Here is a 20902-nt window from a genome sequence, read left to right on the forward strand (position 1 = left end):
ATAATTAAATTAAATTTGCTTCATAACTCATGAGGCAAATTAATTTTTAATGAAAGAAAAAGATTGTGTACGCGTTTTTGCTCCGGCTACCTCTGCCAACTTTATTTGTGGATATGATATTTTGGGTTTAGCCCTAGAAGACCCCGGAGATGAAATAACACTTAGAAAAGTGGATTCTCCCGGAATAAAAATCACCAAAATAACAGGAGATCTTGGACTTTTGCCTCTAGATCCTGAAAAAAATACTGTAAGTGCTTCAATTAAAATGGTACTTGATCACCTTAGAATTAAGAATATAGGCTTAGAAATAGAACTTTTCAAAAAAATGCCTATCGGAAGTGGGCTAGGATCAAGCGCTGCCAGTACTATAGCAGGATTATTTGCTATTAATCAATTATTAGGAGCTCCATTGACTAAACAAGAACTCCTTCCTTTTGCCCTTAAAGGAGAAGAATTAGCTTGCGGACATGGACATGCAGATAATGTGGCTCCTTCTTTATTAGGAGGAATTACTTTAATACACAGCTATAGTCCACTCCATGTAATAAATCTTCCCGTACCTAAGAAATTATGTTGTTCAATTATTTTTCCACATGTTGAGGTTCCTACACGTGCTGCCAGAAAAATACTTAAAACACAAACAGAACTCAAAAATGCGGTTTCTCAATGGGGTAATATAGCCGGATTGGTTACCGGTTTATTCACTGAAGATTATAATCTAATATCCAGTAGTCTTAAAGATTATATTATTGAACCTACCCGGTCTTTTTTAATTCCTGAATTTGAAGAAATGAGAAACATTGCAATTAAATCCGGGGCTTTAGGATTTGGAATATCAGGTTCCGGACCTTCTGTTGTTGCTTTTACACAAGGAATAGAAAAAGCAAAAGAGATAACAAAAATGCTGAAACAGCATCTTGGGAAAAAATCTATTGAAAGCAATGGTTATTCTTCTGCAATAAATACTCAGGGAGCTGTAGAACTTTAAATTATTTAAATAAAAAAATTATGAAATTATATAGTACTAATAATAAAAGTTTAAAAATATCTTTTAAAGAAGCGGTTTTTAACAGTTTTCCCACAGACAAAGGATTATACATGCCTGTGAAGATACCGCAAATTTCTGAAGAGTTTTTACAAAATATAACAAAGTGTTCTTTACAAGAAATTGCCTTAGAAGCAGCAAGCTCCCTTATTGGAGAAGACATTCCTAAACAGGACTTGAAAAATATTGTTGAAGATGCTATTAATTTTGAAGTTCCTCTAGTTTCTTTATATGATCAGTTAGGGGTTTTAGAGTTATTCCATGGTCCATCCTTAGCCTTTAAAGATTTTGGTGCTCGTTTTATGAGTAGAATCATGTCCTACCTGTCAAATTCGAAAGATAAAACACTCGATATTTTAGTTGCAACCTCAGGCGATACCGGAGGAGCTGTAGCTTTAGGTTTTTTAGGTGTTAAAGGAACGCGTGTAACTATCCTTTATCCTAAAGGAAAAGTAAGCGAAATACAGAAACAACAATTAACTACAAACGGCCAAAATATACGTGCACTTGAGGTTGAAGGAACTTTTGACGACTGTCAGGCAATGGTGAAAGAAGCTTTTAATGATGCAGAACTCAATTCTCGTTTTCGGCTTACCTCTGCTAACTCTATTAATATTGCTAGACTGATCCCGCAAACTTTCTATTATATATATGCCTATGCTCAAGCAAAGAGAAATAATAAAAACAATATTGTTTTTGTTGTACCTAGTGGCAATTTTGGAAATATTGGAGCCGGATTACTTGCTTATAAAATGGGACTTCCTGTAAAGCATTTTATTGCAGCTACAAATGTTAATGATACAGTACCTCAATATCTAAAAAAAGGTCTTTATACTCCTAAACCTTCCATACAAACCCTCTCTAATGCTATGGATGTTGGAAATCCGAGTAATTGGGTACGTATAATGGATCTATTTGATAACAATATAGAAAATATACGGAAAACTATTTCTGCCTATTCTTATACAGATGAAGATACCTTAATAGGGATTAATGAATTATATGAAAAATATAAATATATAGCCTGTCCTCATACTGCTGTAGCTTATTTAGCGGCTAAGAATCATTTTAATCCTTTAAATTATACTATCTTTTTATCTACGGCTCATCCATGCAAATTTATAGATGTATATCCTAAAAATTTGAAAGACAAAATTGAAATTCCTGAACAAGTAAAACAGCTAGAAAAAAAGAAAAGCCTAGCTCATTCTTTAAAGAATAATTTTTCAGATTTTAAAGATTTTTTACTTTCTAATTAAAATAAGAAGATAATTTTTATTTTATGCTCTCATAGAGAATTTCCCCTAAAATAGTAAGTCCTTCCACAATACGTTCTTCCGGCATATTGGAAAAATTAATACGTAAAGTATTTTCTTTTCCCCCATTAGGGAAAAAGGCGCCCCCCGGAACAAATGCTACCTTTCTTTGAATAGATTGGACTAGCACTTCTCTAGCATCTATATTAGTAGGAAGCTCTACCCAAATAAACAAACCTCCTTTTGGATGTGTAAAAGAAACTGCTTTAGGGAATTTTTCTTCCATTATATGAATCGTCAAATCTCTCCTTCTTTTATATACATCTATAATTTTATTAATATGTTCATTAATATTATATAATTCCAAATATTTAGAAATTTCCATTTGAGCTAATGTATTACATTGTAAATCTGCTCCTTGTTTTACTAATACATATTTATGGATGATTTCTTTATCACCTGCAATCCAAGCAATTCTAAATCCAGGACAAAATATTTTGGAAAAAGTTCCTGTACATAATACATACCCCTCTTTATCAAATGATTTTATTGATGGTAAAGTTTCTCCTTCAAAACGTAATTCCCCGTAAGGATTATCTTCAATGACTATAATTTTATATTTTGCTGCCAGTTTTGCTAAGGCTTTTCTTTTTTCTAAACTCCAGGTACGCCCGGTAGGGTTTTGAAAATCAGGAATTACATAAATAAATTTTATTCGAGGAATAGTTTGAAGCATTTTTTCCAGATTTTCCATTACCATTCCTTCATTATCTGTTTCTACTTCTGCAAATGTACACTCATAAGCTTTAAAAGAATTTATAGCTGCAAGATATGTAGGACTCTCACATAATACTACATCATTTTTATCTAAAAAAACTTTCCCGCTTAAATCTAAGGCTTGTTGAGAACCATGTGTTATTAAGATATTATCGGCATCAAATGAGGTAAGAAGTCTATTATTCATCCTCTTTGCTATTAACTCTCTTAATGGCTTATATCCTTCGGTTGTTGAGTATTGTAAAGCTTTTGAGCCAGATTCTTCTAAAACTAAACGATTTATTTCTTTGATTTCTTTTACAGGAAATAATTCCGGTGCGGGAAGGCCTCCGGCAAAAGAAATAATATTAGGGTTTTCGGTTACTTTTAATATTTCTCTTATTTCAGAAGCTCTTAAATTTGCCATCCTTGCAGCATATTTAATCTCCATATCTCTTACTTTTTTGTATTATAAAAAACAAAATTACTGTTTATTGTATATATCCCCTAATTATTCATTTATTTAAAATTTATTATTTTTATTCTTTTATAAGAGAGACTAATTGATTTTCTGTTTCTATCATTAATTCCCAAAACTCTTTTAATACACTGTAATAATTTGCAGAAATAAAAAACTCATTCATTAATAAAGTCGTTTTAATCTCAATTTGATTGTTGGAATTTTTTATAATATATTCATAACTACCTAAATTCCCAATCATTTTATATTTTTTTGATGTGGGTAATTTATCAACCTTATATCCTTCCGGAAGGGTTACTATAACTATCTTTGAAAATTTGGAAGGAGAACCTAATTCTATTGGGTAAGTTCTGTTTTCGGCCTTAAAAACCTGTTCTTTTTCAGCAGTGAATAGTAAGGGGTTAAATACTAATTTATCTCCTATTTTTTCAATGTCAGTGACAGAATTAAAACTAAAAGACGTTTTGAAAATAGAAGAATTATTAGAAAATTCTAAATTCTCCAATGGAAATCTTTTACAATAATTCTATTTTTAAATGATATTTTTTCAGAATAAATATACCATTTAATTAAATTATTTAAAATAGAAAACAAATACTATTTTTTAATAAAACCTAGTATATTTGCACATAAGAAATATTTAGAGATAGTACTAGTATATTCTAACATTAAAAAAATAAATTCACATTTGTCTATTATAAATACACATTTGACACAAAATTACAGCCTATTTTTATACTAAATAAATATGAAATATAAAAGAATACTTTTAAAACTTAGTGGAGAAGCCCTAATGGGAAATCAACAATATGGTATAGATTCTAAAATCCTTCAAATGTATGCTGAGGAAATAAAAGATGTAGTTGATAAAGGATCTGAAGTTGCTATTGTTATTGGTGGCGGAAATATTTTCCGAGGTCTTTCCGGAGTAGCTACCGGTATTGATCGTGTACAAGGAGACTATATGGGCATGCTGGCAACAGTAATTAATGGCATGGCTTTGCAAAGTGCCTTAGAATCTATTGGGGTTAAAACAAGATTACAAACTGCTATAAGAATGGAGCAAGTAGCTGAACCTTTTATTAAAAGAAAAGCTGAAAGACATCTTGAAAAAGGAAGAGTAGTCATCTTTGGAGCAGGTACCGGAAATCCTTATTTTACTACAGATACCGCAGCCACTTTAAAAGCTATTGAAATAAATGCGGAGGTAATTCTTAAAGGAACACGTGTAGATGGAATTTATAATGCAGATCCCGAAAAAGATAAAAATGCTGTGAAATTTAATAGTATCTCTTTTGAGGAAGTATACCAAAAAGGATTAAAAATTATGGATATGACTGCTTTTACTCTTAGCCAAGAAAACAATTTACCTATTATTGTTTTTGATATGAATAAAAAAGGCAACTTGGTAAAGATTATCGAAGGAAAAGAAGTTGGTACTTTAGTCACTATTTAATAAAATTAAAGCTTTATATTTGCACAGAAAATTTATCTTGAAAAATGGAAGAATTAGAATTGATTATTGAGGCTACTAAAGAGGGTATGGAGGCCTCCCTCAAACATTTAGAAAGTTCTTTTAATAAAATACGTGCTGGTAGAGCTAATCCTGCAATGTTACAATCTATTTTAGTAGAATATTATGGATCTTTAACCCCTCTATCTCAAATAGCTAATATCTCTGTTCCTGATGGTATGACTCTAAGTATTCAACCTTGGGAAAAAGCTAATTTAGGACCTATTGAAAAGGCAATTTTTCAAGCAAATTTAGGATTTACTCCTAGCAATAATGGGGAAACTATTATTATTAATATCCCTCCTTTGACCGAAGAAAGAAGAAAAGACTTGGTTAAACAAGCTAAGGCAGAATGTGAAAATGCTAAAATAGGAATAAGAAAAGCCAGACAAGAGGCAAATAATGATATAAAAAAAACAGATGGTATATCTGATGATTTAAAGAAAAATGGTGAAGAAAAAATACAGGTTCTTACTGATAAATATACTAAATTAGCTGAAGAATATTTAGCTGTTAAGGAAAAAGAAATAATGACTGTGTAAATAGATAAAAACATATAACCTATAAAAGTCGGTTTCTTTATCTTAAATAAAAACCGACTTTTTTAATTTTAATTTGTAATGTCGTATAAAGTATCTATTATTGGGCTAGGATTAATAGGTGGATCGATTGCCTTAGATTTAAAAAGAACAGGGTTTGCTACTGAGATTATAGGTGTAGATAAATCTCCCCAACATGAGCAAGAAGCTCTTAAGTTAGGAATTATTGATAAAATTTCCTCTTTTTCTACAGCTATTCAACAATCTGATATAATTATTCTTGCTACCCCTGTAGACGCATCATTAGAGCTTTTGCCTTCAATTCTGAAAATCATAAATCCTAACTCTGTGGTTACAGACGTAGGTTCTACTAAATCTTCTTTAATAAAAAAGGTGAAAAATTGTCCAAACAGACAGTTATATGTAGCATCACACCCTATGTCGGGCACTGAAAATAGTGGCCCTTCTGCGGCTATACAAAATCTATTTAAAGATAAAGTATCCATTATTTGTAATGCGGAAGAATCTTCTTATAAATCTATTGAAATAATATCGGATATGTACAAAGCTTTAGGCTCTAAAATAGTTTTTATGGATTCTGAATCTCATGATGAACATGTAGGATATGTTTCTCATCTATCTCATGCAATTTCTTATGCTTTAGCTGTAGCTGTACTAGAAAAGGAAAAAAATGATTCAGCAATATTCAATCTTGCTTCCGGAGGATTTGCTTCTACTGTACGTTTAGCTAAGAGTTCTGTATATATGTGGCTACCAATTTTTATACAGAATTCAAAATATCTACTTCCTATAATTAACACATATTTGGATAAACTTATGGAGTTTAAATCTTATCTTGAAAACGGAGATACTAAAAAATTATCTGAGTTTATAACTGAAGCCAACCGTATTAAAGGTAAATTAGAAAAAAAGTAATTCTCTAACTATCAAAATCATTAGGGTATCTTTTTTTCACTTTTTCTACTGCCTGTAAAACTTTAATCTCATTCAATTTTTGAAATTGATTCAGACTTTTGGTTATTTCTTCTGAAAAAGGAGAAAGCATACGTGCAGCTAATAATCCTGCATTTTTCGCTGCATTTAGTGCTACCGTAGCTACAGGTATACCATTAGGCATTTGCAATATGGAAAGTATAGAATCCCATCCATCTATAGAATTTGAAGATTTTACAGGAACTCCTATTACAGGCAATGTTGTATGGGAAGCTACCATACCTGGCAAATGTGCTGCTCCTCCTGCACCTGCTATAATTACTTTAATTCCTCGTTGATAGGCAGTTTTAGCATATTCTGCCATTCGTTCAGGGGTTCTATGGGCAGATATTATAGTAAGTTCATACGGAATGTTTAATTCTTTTAATATATCTGCTGCGTGTTCCATTATATGAAGATCACTTTCACTTCCCATAATTATTCCTACTAGGGCTATATTCATTATGATATAACTTTTAAATTATTTTTTATGAATTGTATTTTTTGTTTTATTTCTGTTCGGGTATGTCCTAAAACAGTTACATGCCCCATTTTTCTTCCCGGGTTAGTTATTTTTTTTCCATATAAATGTAAATAAACTTTAGATAAATCTAATAGTTTTTCCAAACCTTCATATTTTGCCTCACCTATGTATCCTGCTTCTCCTACTAAATTAATCATAGCAGCATATTCTTTTTCGGAAACATCTCCTAAAGGGGAATTTGTTAAAACCCGAAACATTTGATCGTATTGGGAAGAATAGTTCGCTTCTATAGTTTGATGTCCACTATTATGAACTCTTGGTGCTATTTCATTTACCATTAATTTTCCATTTTTACTCAAAAAAAGTTCTATACAAAAAATCCCTGGTGTTTGAAAAGCATCAACCGCCTTTCGTCCGATTTCTTTTACTTGACCAGCAACTTCATTAGATATATCTGCAGGAGAAAATAAATAGTCAACTAAATTTAGTTTTTCATTAAACACCATTTCAACTACATTAAAAACATTAACTTCTCCATTTTCATTTTTTGATACTATAACAGATAATTCTTTTTCAATATCTATGACTTCTTCTATTACAGATGGTTTATTCCAAAATTTATCTAAATCAAATTGATTCTTAATTAATTGAACTCCTTTACCATCATATCCTCCTATTCTTAATTTCTGAATAAACGGAAATTTTAACCCTTTGTCGTCTTTCAACTCTCCTTTATTCTCTACAAGATAAAAATTGGCTGTCGGTATATAATGTTCTCTATAAAATTCTTTTTGTAGTCCTTTATCTTTGATAATTTGCAAGCAATCAGGATTGGGAATTATTTTTTTACCTTTTTTTTGTAATTCTTTCAGAGCTTCTATATTTACATTTTCTATTTCTATACTTAGTATATCTTTATCCTCTCCAAAATCTAAAACAGTTTGATAATCTTTAAAATCACCTTCTATAAAACAATCACAAAATACAGAGCATGGTGCTTGAGAATCCGGCTCTAAAAAATATATTTCATTAGGATAATTTAAAGCATTTTGCATAAACATTTTTCCTAATTGCCCTCCTCCTAAAATTCCTATTTTCATTTAATTTTAAGATTTTTTAATTTTACAAATATAAGAGAGATTGGTAAATTTATTTATTTCTTAATTTTTCTTTTTGTAAATAGGTACTGTACTGCATGCTTCACCAAACATAAGTGAAGATACTACAGGTAGTAATTTTTGAACCATTTGTATGTATGCATTTTGCGGAACTGGTTTGTGAGAACAACCTTTGACTATGACTTTTTTATCTTTATATTTTTCAATCGGAATATTATCTATAATATGCGTATATACCTCCTTGTCAATATCTTCAAATGATCCAAAGACAACAAGTTTAGCTATTCCCGTAAGATGATTTGCTACTAATAAATAAGCCCATGAAGGAATAATTGCGTCTGCAGAGCAAGTTATAGCGACTAAAGTATTATTATAAGATTTCCAATCTATTTCTGATAATGATTTCCTAAAGTCTTTTTCTTTTAAAATTAATCCTTCATATAAATAATCTTTAATATCAAACAAAATATGTGATTCTTTAGGATAATAGTCCCCTAAATCTAAAGTAATTAAACCACTTTTTGCTATTTTATTTTCAATTTCTTCCATTACTTATTCATCTTTTAATAAATCAGGTCTTTTATCTAATGTATGTTTATACGACATTTCTTGTCTCCATTCATCTATTTTTGCAAAATTACCACTTAGTAAAACACCAGGAACTTTTAAATTTTTATATTCTTCTGGTCGGGTATATACGGGAGGAGCTAATAAATCATCCTGAAAAGAATCATATAATGCGGAGGTTTCATCATTTAAAACCCCTGGTAACAATCTTACTATTGCATCAACCAGCACACAGGCCCCTAACTCTCCTCCACTTAATACATAATCTCCTATAGATATTTCACGAGTAATAAATAAATCGCGAACTCTCTGATCTACTCCTTTGTAATGTCCACAAAGTATAATAAGATTCTTTTTTAAAGATAAAGTATTACACATCTTTTGGTTTAGTGTTTCTCCATCGGGAGTCATGTAAATTATTTCATCATAGTCTCTTTCGGATTGTAATTTAGATATACATTTATCAATAGGCTCTATCATTAGTACCATTCCTGCACCTCCTCCGTATTGGGCATCATCTACCTGACGATAATTTCCTTTGGAATAATCTCTTAAATCATGAAAATGTATATCAACTAACTCTTTTTCCTGAGCTCGTTTCATTATAGATTCATGTAAAGGACTTTTCATTAATTGGGGTACTACCGTAATAATATCTATTCTCATACTATTTTATTTAGAAATCATTTCTATTATATCACAAATTTTATCTCACTTACTCTATTTATAAAGTGACTTCAAAATCTCCTACTTTACCAATGATTCTAAATTAGAATATTGGAAAATATTAAAATAATACATTCTATTAACTTCTACATTTTAATACGAAAATCTTTAAAAAATTACCAATTTTTAGATTTTTTTAATGTAGAAATATGTGCTAAATGATGATTGGAATGCCAGGCATAAAATCCGACCATTTCTTTTATTGTAAATTCTTTATTACTCTCGGGGTGTATAAAGGTTTTATTTAGATCTTCTTCTGTAAGCTGTTTCAGCAAATAGCTCCATCTTTCATGTAAGGCTTTAATAATGTTTAATGAAGTCTGTAATGGATAATTTTTACTATCCGGTAATTCCGCCCATTTTTCTTCTAAATACGGCTTTATAACAGGATTATTTTCTGTTAAGGCTAATTTTATTCTGATAAATGAATTCATATGACTATCGGCTACATGATGTACCACCTGTCTGATTGTCCACCCTTCTGGTCTGTAAGGAGTATCTAATTGCCCTTCTGAAAGATCCTGAACTTCATGAAATAATCTATCTGGAAAATTTTCTACATCCTTAATCCATATATTTACATGTGATTGTGTAATTTCCTGAGGTTTTTCAAATTTTCCAATGGGAAATTTTAAAGACTCTATTTTCATTGTTCAGTAGTCTTTTAGTTAAAATATTTCCAACGGGGAACAATCGGCACTAAAGCTAAACCTATAAAGAGATATAATCCATGTATAGCATCTAATTCTTGAAATCCTAAGGATAGATGAAATAATATATCTACTATAAGGGTAGAAACAAAAAGATATAACCCTCTTTTTTTAAAATTATAAGCTCCAATTGCTCCAATCATCATCATCAATCCTAATAATAAATTTATAATAAAAAACCAAGTTGGAGCTCCCGGAAAATAAATTCTTTTAAAACCCAATATAGCCAAAAACAAAGGAATAAATGCCATAAACCCCATGTATAAACATGAAATTTTAAATGCTAAAGATTTTTTTTCTGTTACTTTAAAGTATTCTTTGGGACGTTTACCAAAAATTTCTTCATCTTCACTCATATTATTGATTTTATAAATTAATTTAAGGTAAATGTACAAAATTATACAATAATCATCTTATAATGTTTATGGGATTATTTATAATATTATTTTTATATTATTTTGAAAAAAAAATTCCTATTTTTTTAAATAGGAATTTTTTTTTCTATTTTTAGAATAGAAAATCATATCCTTTTAAGCTTAATTTTTCATACTTTTCTTCATCAAATTTATACAATCTGGCGAATTTTTTTGAAGATGAATTATCTGTAAGCTCTGTTTCTATAATCAATTGCGAATTGAATATTTTTTTTCTAAAATTCCTTTTATCCATTTCTCTATTGAGTGCATTTTCATATAATTTTTGCAATTGAGAGATGGTGAAATATTCAGGGAGAAGATAAAATCCAATAGGTCTTCGTTTTACCCTACGTTTTAATCTTTCCTTAGCATAATCAATTATGTCATTGTGATCAAAAGCCAGATCTGGAATTTGTGAATACTCTAACCAGACTTCTCCTCTATTTTCAGAATATTTCACTAATTTATCATCTAATTTTACAGTACCATAATAGGATATATTAACGACTCTTCCTAAAGGATTTCTGAAAACTTTTGAAAAGGCCTTTAATTGTTCTATATAAATATTGATTTCTTTAGTATGCCTAAGCAATAAATCTTTTGCTACTTTATCTGTAGCTTCATCATATTTAACATACTGGGATGGTAGAAGCATAGCTCCTCTATAAGGATCTTTATCATGCTTTTTTAACAAAATACGTAACTTATCACCATCAAAACCAAACAATACTAAAGACGTAGAAATAGCTACATTAAAATAAATTTCCTTTTCTTGAGGAGACATTTATTTTTTATTTAAATAGAGCATCCATTAATCTATTTTCATCATTAATGCTCTCTTCTAAAGAAATCATACTTTCTGTTCTCAACACATCTTCAATATCATCTATTTTATAAATTACATTTTTTGCATCCTCAGCATCTTTTGCATTTATTTTACAATAGATATTATATTTCCCTGAAATTACATTAGCTGTTGTAACATTTGGAATTAAAGATAATTTTTCAAGAACATTTTGTGTTTTACTTGATTTAGTTAACAAAATTCCTACATAAGCAATAAATGAATAGCCTAAAATGGAATAATCAATATTTAAAGATGTTCCTTTAATAACACCTGCATCTTCCATTTTTTTAACCCTTACATGAATAGTTCCGGCTGATACATCCATTTTTTTAGCGATTTCTGTAAACGGCATTCTAGTGTTTATTGATAAGAATTGTAAAATGCGTTTATCCGTGTCGTCTATATAAAATTTTTCTTTCATGGTAATAATATATTTTTTTCTAAATTAATTTCTTAATATTTTGCAAATATATGAAATAAATCTGCAAGTTGATTAATTTTTTATACAAATTTTACAAATTATAAACACAATCACTATTAATCAAATAATTCAGCTAATTAATTTTATAAATAATTTGTTTTATTTCTATCTTTGTTTTTGAATTATTTTAAAGGTCATAAAATATTTAAATAAAATATTTTATTATGAAAAATATTTTTAGAAAAATAAAATATTTTTTTGTAGGGTATACATATGAGCAAAAAGAAGGCACTAAGAAATGGCAATTTGAACTCCACGAAATTATATTTGAATCTGATACTTTTAAAGGGAAAATTTTTGATATTACTCTCTTATTTTTTATTTCATTAAGCACTTTAATTATAATGCTAGAAAGTGTACAAGGAATAAATCATCGTATAGGATTCTGGCTATATATATTAGATTGGTGGGTCACTATTTCTTTTACTATTGAATATGTCTTAAGACTTTGCAGTGTTAAAAAAACTACAAAATATGTTACAAGTTTTTATGGTATTATCGATTTAATATCTATTATTCCAACTTATTTGAGTGTAATTTTTTTACAATCTCATTATCTTGCAATTATTAGAATTTTAAGATTATTACGTATTTTCAAAATATTAAAATTAGGAAGTTATATTAATGAAAGTAATGCTTTATTAATTTCATTAAAAAAAAGTAAAAGGAAAATTTTTGTTTTTTTATATTTTATTATAATAACAACTCTTATTTTAGGAGCTCTTATGTATGTAATTGAAAATAAATATAATTCAGAAAATTTTTCTAGTATCCCTCAATCAATGTATTGGGCAATTGTTACTCTAACAACGGTAGGATATGGAGATGTGGCTCCTATTACAATTGTTGGAAAAATTATAGCATCGGGAATTATGATTTTAGGATATTCTATTATTTCTGTTCCTGCCGGGTTGGTTTCAGCAGAATATACAAGAAATAAAAAAATTCATTTGAATACCCAGAAATGTAGATTTTGTATGGCTGAAAATCATGAACCTAACGCTAAATATTGTTTTAAATGTGGCCATTTGTTAAATGAGGAGTTTGAAGAAAGTAAAAAAAGCTAAAAAGTATAATGTTTACTGATACTTATTTTATGAATATTGCCCTTAAAGAAGCTGAAGAAGCCTATAGTAATAATGAAGTTCCTGTAGGAGCAATTATTGTTTCTAATAATAAAATCTTAGCTAAGGCTCATAATTTAACCGAAGCTTTAACCGATGTTACTGCCCATGCTGAAATGCAGGCAATTACTGCAGCAAGTAATTATCTGGGCGCTAAATATCTAAGAGGATGCTCTTTATATGTAACTTTAGAACCCTGTGTTATGTGTGCAGGGGCTTTATATTGGTCTCAGGTTAGTAAAATAATAATAGGTGCTAAAGATATACACAGAGGTTTTTCTTCTAGCGGAATTTCTTTACACCCTAAAACAGAATGTATCTTTGGGGTTTTAGAAGAGAAATGCTCTCAATTACTAAAAGAATTTTTTAAGACTAAAAGAATTTAGTTGATCATTGCATAAATAGTTTAACAATTGAATAAACTATCATTGCTAATACAGCACTTACAGGAATAGTTAAAACCCAAGCCCATAGCAATTTAATTGTGATTCCCCATCTTACGGCTGATACTCTTTTAACTAATCCTACCCCAATAATAGAACCTGTTATTGTATGAGTTGTACTTACAGGAATTCCTAAATGTTCACTTAAAAAAAGGGTAATAGCTCCTGAAATTTCAGCTGAAACTCCTTCTAAAGGAGTTACTTTTGTAATTCGAGTTCCCATTGTTTTTACAATTTTCCATCCTCCTGACATAGTCCCTAAAGCAATTGCTATAAAACTACTTATAGGAACCCACCAGTAATCAGAAGTAAAATGCTGAAATCTTTCCGTTGAAGTGAGATTTACATATTCGGCTGCATGCACCATGTTTACTTCATAAAAAATAAATGCTGCTCCAATAATTCCCATTACCTTTTGTGCATCATTTCCTCCATGCCCTATGCTAAATGCAGCAGAAGAAACTAATTGCAATTTTCTAAACCATTGATCGGCTTTATATGGATTTGCCTTCCGACAAATATTTATAATTATTAAAGTGATTATAGAAGATACTATCATACCTATAAAAGGTGCAATAAAAATAAATAATATGATAGGTATTACGATTGGGTAATTTATTACTGCTTGACCTGCTTCACTAAAACCTCCTACATGAGCTATAGCTGCACCAATAAATCCTCCAATAAGTGTATGCGAAGAAGAGGAAGGAATTCCTGCCCACCAAGTAAACAAATTCCAAAGGATTGCTGCTACTAAACCTGAGAAAATTACTTCTAATGTTATGAAATTTTCATGTACAGACTTAGCAATGGTATTTCCAATTTTAAATTCACCTATAATATGCAAGGAAACAAAATAGGCAACAAAATTAAAGAATGCTGCCCATAAAACCGCTTGAAACGGTGTTAATACTTTAGTTGAAACAATGGTCGCTATTGAATTCGCTGAATCATGAAAACCATTTATATAATCGAATATTAAAGCTAATACTACGATAGTTATAAGTAACGTCATATAAGGGGTTTAAGAATATTTAACTAAAATAGATTCAATAATGTTTGCTGCATCTTCACATTTATCAGTAACATCTTCCAAATATTCTATGATATTTTTTATTTTAATAATTTCTATAACTTCTATTTTACTCTCAAATAATGCCCCCATTTCTTTACTAAACAAATCATCTGCAACATTTTCGATTCTATTAATTTCCACACAAGATTCTAGAACTTCTTTGGGCTTTTTAAAATCTCTTAAATTATATATTGCTTTCTGTAATTCTACAACACTATCATCTATATATTTAGAAAATGTAGCAAAAGATTTTAAATAAGGAGATTTATATAAAAGTGCATATTTAACAGAAGCATACATAAAATCTGCTATATCATCTAAAGAAGCTGCCAATTGATGTATATCTTCTCTGTCAAAAGGAGTAATGAAATTTTTCCCTAATTCTATAAAAATATTGTGTGTTAATTTATCATTGGCATGTTCATAATCTTCTATTTTTTTAAAAAATGCTTCTGTTATATTTTCTTTAGAAGACATGCCCTCAACCATGTATTTTGACATGGATAAAAGATTGTCTGAAACCTTTTCAAACAAAGTATAAAAAACTTTATCTTTGGGCTGAAATAATCTAAAAAATGCACTAATGCTCATAGATATGTTTTTTTTCAGGTGTTCTTTACTGGCAAATATATGATTTTTATATTAACAAAAATATAATTATAAAGTGTTAATTATTTAAATTAGAATGTTTCTAAATAACCTTATTTTCTAGATCTTTTATTTGTTTTAACAATATTTTGAGTTTTATAATTTGCTGAAAAATATTATTCCTTTTTTCTTCTTCTATATCGGGCGTTTCTAAGTTTTTCGCAAGCTTATCTATCATCTGTATAATTTTTACAGATTTATATTTTAATATTACATCTTTTGTATTTTTTGAAAGATTTTGCTCTAAACTGGGAACAAAAATTTCTTTCACCTGCCAATTTTCACTAATAAAATATTTTTTCAACATTTTTTGGGCAGCAAATCTGGTATAATTTTCGTCTTCTGACTTTACAAAAAATTCTCCCGTACGTAATTCTCCTTTATCAATACCCTCTTCTATTTCAACCAAAATTTTATTATAAAAATCGATAGAAAATTGTATATCATCTTCTTTAAATCTGTGTACTATCTCTTCTATTACTGTTGTTTTATATGCTTCTTCCCCTTCTATATAATTCATTTTTATCTCGTAATCTCCATAAGAAAGCATCAAATCTAATATATCTTCTTCTATCTTATAGGTAAAATCTACTTTTTCATTTTTATTTTCAACCGGTTGTAATTTGATTTCTTTTTTAAATTCTTTCCTATCAGATTCTAATTTATTTTGTGTAATTTGGGCTAGTTCACTAAATAAAACTTGTTCTGAAATATCCAATAATCTAGCACATTCTTTCACGTAAATTTCTTTCTGTATTAGATTTTTTATTAAAGCTATGCTACTAACTATATCTCTTATTAAGGATGCTTTTTTTATAGGATCATCTTGAGCTTCTTTTAATAATACATCCGTTTTAAATTGGATAAAATCTTTAATATTATATTTAAAAAAATTTTCAATTTCATCAGAGGAATTTTTTTGGACAAAGCTATCTGGATCTTCTCCATTGGGAAATAGCAAGACCCTAACATTCATATCTTGCTCTAAAATCATATCAATTCCTCTAAAAGAGGCTTTGATTCCGGCTGAATCTCCATCATAAAGTATTGTAATATTATTAGTCAACCTCTTTATTAAACGGATTTGATCATTTGTAAGTGAAGTGCCTGAAGAGGCTACCACATTTTTAATTCCGCTCTGGTATAAAGAAATTAAATCCATATATCCTTCTACCAAATAACAATTATCTTCTTTAGTAATATGTGATTTTGCCTGAAATAAGCCATATAAAACTTTACTTTTATGATATATTTCACTTTCAGGGGAATTTAAATATTTTGCTGTTTTTACATGATTTTGCAGGATTCTTCCTCCGAATCCCAGGATTCTTCCTGAAAAACTATGAATAGGAAATATAATCCTTTCCCTAAAACGATCTATTCCTTGCTCTGAATTTTCTTTGAATATACTTAATCCGGTTTGTTCTAAAATTTCTTTTTTATAACCTTTACTCAATACAAATTGAGTAAAAGAGTTTTTATTTTTAGGCGAATATCCTAAATGAAAGTATTGTATAACTTCTTCTCTCAAACCTCTTTCCTGAAAATAAGACAGTGCTATATTTTTACCTTCTTCTGTCTTCCACAACTGATCTTGGAAATACTCACCTGCAACTTCTGATAATTGATAAAGGCTCTCTTTATTTTGATAAGTCTCCTTTTGTTGCTCTGATAGTTCTACCTGATCTTCATCTATTTCTATGTTATATTTTTTAGCCAGATAACGTAAAGCCTCCGGATATGTGTAGTGTTCCTGCTCCATAATGAAGGTAACTACATTCCCCCCTTTTCCTGAAGAAAAATCTTTCCATATCTGTTTTGCGGGAGAAACCATAAAAGAAGGAGTTTTTTCATCCACAAAAGGACTTAATCCTTTGTAATTACTCCCTGATTTTTTGAGGGTTACAAAATCAGAAATTACTTCTTCAACCCTGGCTGTTGAAAAAATTTTATCTATGGTTTCTTTGGAAATCATAAATACAAAAATACGGTATTTTTAGAAGAGATATTTTTATATTAATTATATTTTACAAATTTCTTTTCTTAAGTATTTTACAAAATAATTCAAGTTATATAATAGTATAATACTTCTATTAAATTATAATTACTGTTTCCAAAATAAATAGATTTTTTTATATTTATTTATTTCGTATTGTTTAAAATTGTTTATAGATATGGAATAGGTCCCTAAATGTAGATTTATTAATTTAAATTAAAAAAAATTGTTTAAACTGAGAACTAAAATTAATTAATAATAAATTTTATTTCACTTTAATTTAAATTAGATAATCATTTACAATTTTAATCTTACTTTACTTTTTATTTAATGTTTTTTGTAATTTTTCTTTCAGAATGATATGTTTAGTGAAAAGGTATCTGTAATCTAAAACTTTATTTAATTATATAATTATTCATTTTTAAAATTTATTTTTTAGCCTCTTTATCAGCATCTGTAGGGTTCCACAATTTTATTTTATCATTTTTATTAAGGCCTTTTAATACTTGAACGTATAGACCATCTGAAAGTCCTAACTGTATATTTACTTTTTTAAACTTTCCTTTTGCTTCTTCAATTTCTACAAAAGGTTTATCATTTTCATCATATTGCACCAAAGCTTCACGAATTGCTAAAGTTTTTGGGGTTTGTTTAAGTATCACTTCAGCATTTGCACTATATCCTGCTCTTATATCTACTCCCGAAGGAATTATAATATCTGCTTTTATTTCATATTTCACAGCTCCATTTTCTTCTTTTCCCTGAGGAGAAATAAAGGTTAAAATCCCATTTATATTTTTATCTTGTAATGCTCCTATAACTATTTTCATGGACATTCCTTCATGCATTTTACCAGCATCAGCTTCATCTACTTTCCCTTCAAATATCATTTTATTTACATCTGCAACACTGGCTATAGTTGTTCCAGCATTAAAAGTATTAGCTTCAATAACCTGATCTCCCACTTCTACAGGAATATCTAATACCAACCCGTTTGCCGTAGAACGTATTTGAATACTTGCCAAATCTTCTAGCCCTGATGTAACTCCTGTTTTAGCAATATCATATTCTTTTTGTGCTTGTTTTAAAGTTTGTTGTGCCATCTTATAATCAGTCTCAGCAGTTTCATAGTCTTGTTTAGAAATTACACCTTGGTTATATAATAATTTTTGTCTATTAAACTGACGTATTTGATTATTTAAAGTGATTTTTGCTGAGTTTATAGATTGCATGGCTGCATTTACATTAGAAACTACCGGAACCACTTTAATTGTTGCTATTAACTGACCAATTTTAACCTCTTCTCCTTCTTTAACATGAATTTGTTTTATAATTCCAGATATATTGGGTTTTATATCAATTTTTTCTTTAGGATTTATCTTTCCTGTTGCAATAGATTTTTGTTGCACCACCATCATTACAGGTGATTCTGTAGTAAAAGTATCACTGTTATTAGCATTTGATCGGACAACATATCCGATACAATATAAAAAGAGCAAAATAAAGATAATTATTAAAATAATTTTAATAGTCTTCTTTTTCATGATAATATTTTTCTACATTTCTAATTTGATTTGTCTAAATTAAGCTTTTTTTGTTACACGTAATCTATAAAAAATTAACTTAAAAACCTATATTTGTAAACCATCAACATTTAAAGTGAATTGCTAATTTTTAATGAATTATACTTTACCTAACCTCATACTAGAATCTTATTGGGGATATAAAGAGTTTCGGGATCCTCAAAAAGAAATTATTTTAAGTATTTTGGAAGGTTGTGATACAGTGGCACTTTTGCCAACAGGTGCAGGTAAATCTATCTGTTACCAAGTTCCTGCAATAATGGGAGAAGGCACATGTATTGTTATATCCCCTTTACTTGCATTAATTAAAGATCAAGTATCACAATTAAAACAAAGACAGATATCTGCAGAATATATTTCTTCGGAGCAAACCATTGATCAGCAATCTATTATTTTTGACAAACTCAAAAATAATGAACTTAAATTATTATATGTCTCTCCTGAAAGACTTTTAAATAAAAATTTTCTAGAGATAATTCATGATGTTGAAATATCATTCCTGGCTGTGGATGAAGCTCACTGTATTTCAGAATGGGGAAATGATTTCAGACCTTCTTATCAATTAATTAAGGATTTCAGAATTTATATTGGCCTGCAAATTCCCTGTATTGCTTTAACAGCTACAGCAACAGAAAAAGTACTTTTTGAAATTATAAAAAAATTAAATTTAAGAGATGTCCAAGTTTTTAAAAAATCATATGAAAGAGAGAATTTATCATTACATGTAATCCAAACAGAAGACAAAATTGGACAAATTGAACGGACTCTAAACAAATACAATGGTTCAGGAATTATTTATTGTAGAACAAGAAACGAAACTAAAAATATTTATCAAATTCTTTCAAATAAGGGTTTTGATGTAGATTATTTTCATGCTGGGCTCCCTCTTCGAGAAAAATTACAAAAACAAAAAGAGTGGACAAATAGTAATTCAAAAGTTTTGATTTCAACCAACGCTTTTGGAATGGGAATAGATAAAGATAATGTTAGGTTGATAATTCATCTTTCCCCACCATATTCTTTGGAAAATTATTATCAGGAAGTTGGTAGAGCAGGTAGAGACGGATTAACTTCTTATGCTTTTTTATTTTGGTCTGAAAATGAATTATCTCAAATTTTTTCATCACTAACGCAAACTATTTCTTCAAAAACCGAATATAAAAAAATTGTTCTTTATTTATATTCAATTTACGGTATTGCTCCAAATGAATTACCTGAAAATACTTTTGAATTTGATTTGATGAGTTTTCAAAACAAAGTAAATATAGGTCGTAATAAAATTATAAATGTCCTGGAATTTTTGAGTAACTGTAATATTATACAATGGAAATATGAACCAACTGATAGTTTGATTCAATTTAATTTTCCTATTGAAAAACTTGATATTAAAAATGCTTTTGGGAAAGATTCTGAAATTATTGAAAAAATAGCTAGAAAAATCAGCGGAATTTTTTCTTATCAAATTAAGGTAAATGAAAAAAAATTAGCAGATTCTTTAATGATTTCCCCCATACTGCTTCATGAAATTTTAGTTAAATACTCTAAACTAGGAGAAATAAATTATATTGATGGTGCGTTGCAAAAAATAATTTTCATCACTTCAAGAAATGAATTTTTGATCTTTAATGATCTTTGGGCAAAATTTAAACAAATTCAAGAAAATAAATTATTAAAATATAAAGAATTAGAATTTTTCATTCAAAATAAAAAATATTGTAGAATGAAATTAATTTTGGGTTATTTTGGAGAAAAATCTTACCATAATTGCAATAAATGTGATGTTTGTTTAAATAAAATAAAAAAGAATTTAAATCCTTCGTCAGATATTCTATCATTTATAGCTAAAGGTCCATGTTCTAGAGAGGATATTTATGCTGAATTTCACTCTTTTTCTTTTGATGAAATCCATCATTTTCTACAAGAATTAATAGCTGAAAAAAAAATTAAACTATTAAATTTTAATATGTATTCTATTATTTAAAATTATTCTCATTTTTATAGTAGTACACTTTTTTTAATTTACTAAATAGGAAATTTATGATAATCAATTGAATTTTAAAAAAATGCTACTATTTCTTTTTAAATAAAAATTGTATTTTAG

22 protein-coding genes are annotated in these 20902 nt (G+C 28.8%); 8 read left to right on the forward strand and 14 right to left on the reverse strand.

Annotation, left to right across the window (positions count from 1 at the left end; translation table 11 throughout):
* Positions 1-49 precede the first annotated feature (49 nt).
* Complete coding sequence (locus C4S77_RS01690; RefSeq protein ID WP_105245592.1) at positions 50-988, forward strand: homoserine kinase; 939 nt, start codon at positions 50-52, stop codon at positions 986-988.
* Positions 989-1008: 20 nt separating this feature from the next.
* On the forward strand, positions 1009-2304 hold the full coding sequence (gene thrC, locus C4S77_RS01695; protein ID WP_105245594.1) for a threonine synthase: 1296 nt from the start codon (positions 1009-1011) through the stop codon (positions 2302-2304).
* A gap of 16 nt (positions 2305-2320) precedes the next feature.
* On the opposite strand, the gene C4S77_RS01700 is transcribed toward thrC, so the two are convergent.
* On the reverse strand, positions 2321-3508 hold the full coding sequence (locus C4S77_RS01700; protein WP_105245596.1) for an aminotransferase-like domain-containing protein: 1188 nt from the start codon (positions 3506-3508) through the stop codon (positions 2321-2323).
* 88 nt (positions 3509-3596) lie between these two features.
* The gene (locus C4S77_RS01705) at positions 3597-4043 is read right to left on the reverse strand and encodes a hypothetical protein (protein ID WP_105245598.1); all 447 of its coding nucleotides are present in this window, start codon (positions 4041-4043) and stop codon (positions 3597-3599) included.
* Between the two features lie 243 nt (positions 4044-4286).
* Here C4S77_RS01705 and pyrH point away from each other — a divergent pair, with 243 nt between their 5' ends.
* The 3 genes from pyrH (at position 4287) to C4S77_RS01720 (ending at position 6526) form a co-directional block, all read left to right on the forward strand.
* Entirely contained in the window at positions 4287-4994 is a 708-nt protein-coding gene (gene pyrH, locus C4S77_RS01710; RefSeq protein ID WP_105194448.1) for a UMP kinase, read from the forward strand.
* A 44-nt stretch (positions 4995-5038) separates the two neighbouring features.
* Entirely contained in the window at positions 5039-5593 is a 555-nt protein-coding gene (gene frr, locus C4S77_RS01715) for a ribosome recycling factor (RefSeq protein WP_105245600.1), read from the forward strand.
* 78 nt (positions 5594-5671) lie between these two features.
* A complete protein-coding gene (locus C4S77_RS01720) occupies positions 5672-6526 on the forward strand; it encodes a prephenate dehydrogenase (protein WP_105245602.1) in 855 nt (284 codons plus the stop codon).
* Between the two features lie 4 nt (positions 6527-6530).
* Here the strand turns inward: C4S77_RS01720 and purE are convergent, their stop codons facing one another.
* The 8 genes from purE to C4S77_RS01760 all read right to left on the reverse strand — a co-directional run bounded on the left by purE (position 6531) and on the right by C4S77_RS01760 (position 11872).
* On the reverse strand, positions 6531-7046 hold the full coding sequence (gene purE, locus C4S77_RS01725; RefSeq protein WP_105245604.1) for a 5-(carboxyamino)imidazole ribonucleotide mutase: 516 nt from the start codon (positions 7044-7046) through the stop codon (positions 6531-6533).
* Positions 7046-8167 (reverse strand): 5-(carboxyamino)imidazole ribonucleotide synthase, encoded by a 1122-nt coding sequence (locus C4S77_RS01730; protein ID WP_105245606.1) that lies wholly within the window; start codon positions 8165-8167, stop codon positions 7046-7048. The genes purE and C4S77_RS01730 overlap by 1 nt, the downstream gene beginning before the upstream one ends.
* A gap of 60 nt (positions 8168-8227) precedes the next feature.
* Positions 8228-8734 (reverse strand): DUF2480 family protein, encoded by a 507-nt coding sequence (locus C4S77_RS01735; protein WP_105194453.1) that lies wholly within the window; start codon positions 8732-8734, stop codon positions 8228-8230.
* 3 nt (positions 8735-8737) lie between these two features.
* The gene (gene trmD, locus C4S77_RS01740; protein ID WP_105245607.1) at positions 8738-9418 is read right to left on the reverse strand and encodes a tRNA (guanosine(37)-N1)-methyltransferase TrmD; all 681 of its coding nucleotides are present in this window, start codon (positions 9416-9418) and stop codon (positions 8738-8740) included.
* Positions 9419-9594: 176 nt separating this feature from the next.
* On the reverse strand, positions 9595-10128 hold the full coding sequence (locus tag C4S77_RS01745) for a YfiT family bacillithiol transferase (protein WP_105194455.1): 534 nt from the start codon (positions 10126-10128) through the stop codon (positions 9595-9597).
* A gap of 14 nt (positions 10129-10142) precedes the next feature.
* Positions 10143-10544, reverse strand: coding sequence for a hypothetical protein (locus C4S77_RS01750; protein ID WP_105194456.1), 402 nt, complete (start codon positions 10542-10544; stop codon positions 10143-10145).
* Between the two features lie 151 nt (positions 10545-10695).
* Positions 10696-11388, reverse strand: coding sequence for an NUDIX hydrolase (locus C4S77_RS01755; protein ID WP_105194457.1), 693 nt, complete (start codon positions 11386-11388; stop codon positions 10696-10698).
* Positions 11389-11395: 7 nt separating this feature from the next.
* Entirely contained in the window at positions 11396-11872 is a 477-nt protein-coding gene (locus C4S77_RS01760) for an Lrp/AsnC family transcriptional regulator (RefSeq protein WP_105194458.1), read from the reverse strand.
* Between the two features lie 224 nt (positions 11873-12096).
* On the opposite strand from C4S77_RS01760, the gene C4S77_RS01765 reads away from it, so the two are divergent.
* Both C4S77_RS01765 and C4S77_RS01770 read left to right on the forward strand, forming a co-directional pair.
* A complete protein-coding gene (locus tag C4S77_RS01765) occupies positions 12097-12999 on the forward strand; it encodes an ion transporter (protein ID WP_105194459.1) in 903 nt (300 codons plus the stop codon).
* Between the two features lie 8 nt (positions 13000-13007).
* Positions 13008-13442 (forward strand): nucleoside deaminase, encoded by a 435-nt coding sequence (locus C4S77_RS01770; RefSeq protein WP_105194460.1) that lies wholly within the window; start codon positions 13008-13010, stop codon positions 13440-13442.
* Between the two features lie 4 nt (positions 13443-13446).
* Here C4S77_RS01770 and C4S77_RS01775 read toward each other — a convergent pair whose 3' ends face one another.
* The 4 genes from C4S77_RS01775 to C4S77_RS01790 form a co-directional block, all read right to left on the reverse strand.
* Positions 13447-14514 (reverse strand): inorganic phosphate transporter, encoded by a 1068-nt coding sequence (locus C4S77_RS01775; protein ID WP_105194461.1) that lies wholly within the window; start codon positions 14512-14514, stop codon positions 13447-13449.
* Between the two features lie 9 nt (positions 14515-14523).
* A complete protein-coding gene (locus C4S77_RS01780; protein ID WP_105245609.1) occupies positions 14524-15165 on the reverse strand; it encodes a DUF47 domain-containing protein in 642 nt (213 codons plus the stop codon).
* Between the two features lie 100 nt (positions 15166-15265).
* Positions 15266-17197, reverse strand: coding sequence for a DNA primase (dnaG, locus tag C4S77_RS01785; RefSeq protein ID WP_105245612.1), 1932 nt, complete (start codon positions 17195-17197; stop codon positions 15266-15268).
* Positions 17198-17646: 449 nt separating this feature from the next.
* Positions 17647-18762, reverse strand: coding sequence for an efflux RND transporter periplasmic adaptor subunit (locus C4S77_RS01790; protein WP_105245614.1), 1116 nt, complete (start codon positions 18760-18762; stop codon positions 17647-17649).
* A 133-nt stretch (positions 18763-18895) separates the two neighbouring features.
* On the opposite strand from C4S77_RS01790, the gene C4S77_RS01795 reads away from it, so the two are divergent.
* Positions 18896-20782 carry a RecQ family ATP-dependent DNA helicase gene (locus C4S77_RS01795; protein ID WP_105245616.1) on the forward strand — a complete coding sequence of 629 codons (1887 nt, stop codon included), beginning with the start codon at positions 18896-18898 and terminating at the stop codon, positions 20780-20782.
* The last annotated feature ends 120 nt before the right edge of the window (positions 20783-20902 follow it).

It is taken from the genome of Apibacter adventoris, from assembly GCF_002964975.1.
Classification (GTDB): Bacteria; Bacteroidota; Bacteroidia; order Flavobacteriales; family Weeksellaceae; genus Apibacter; species Apibacter adventoris.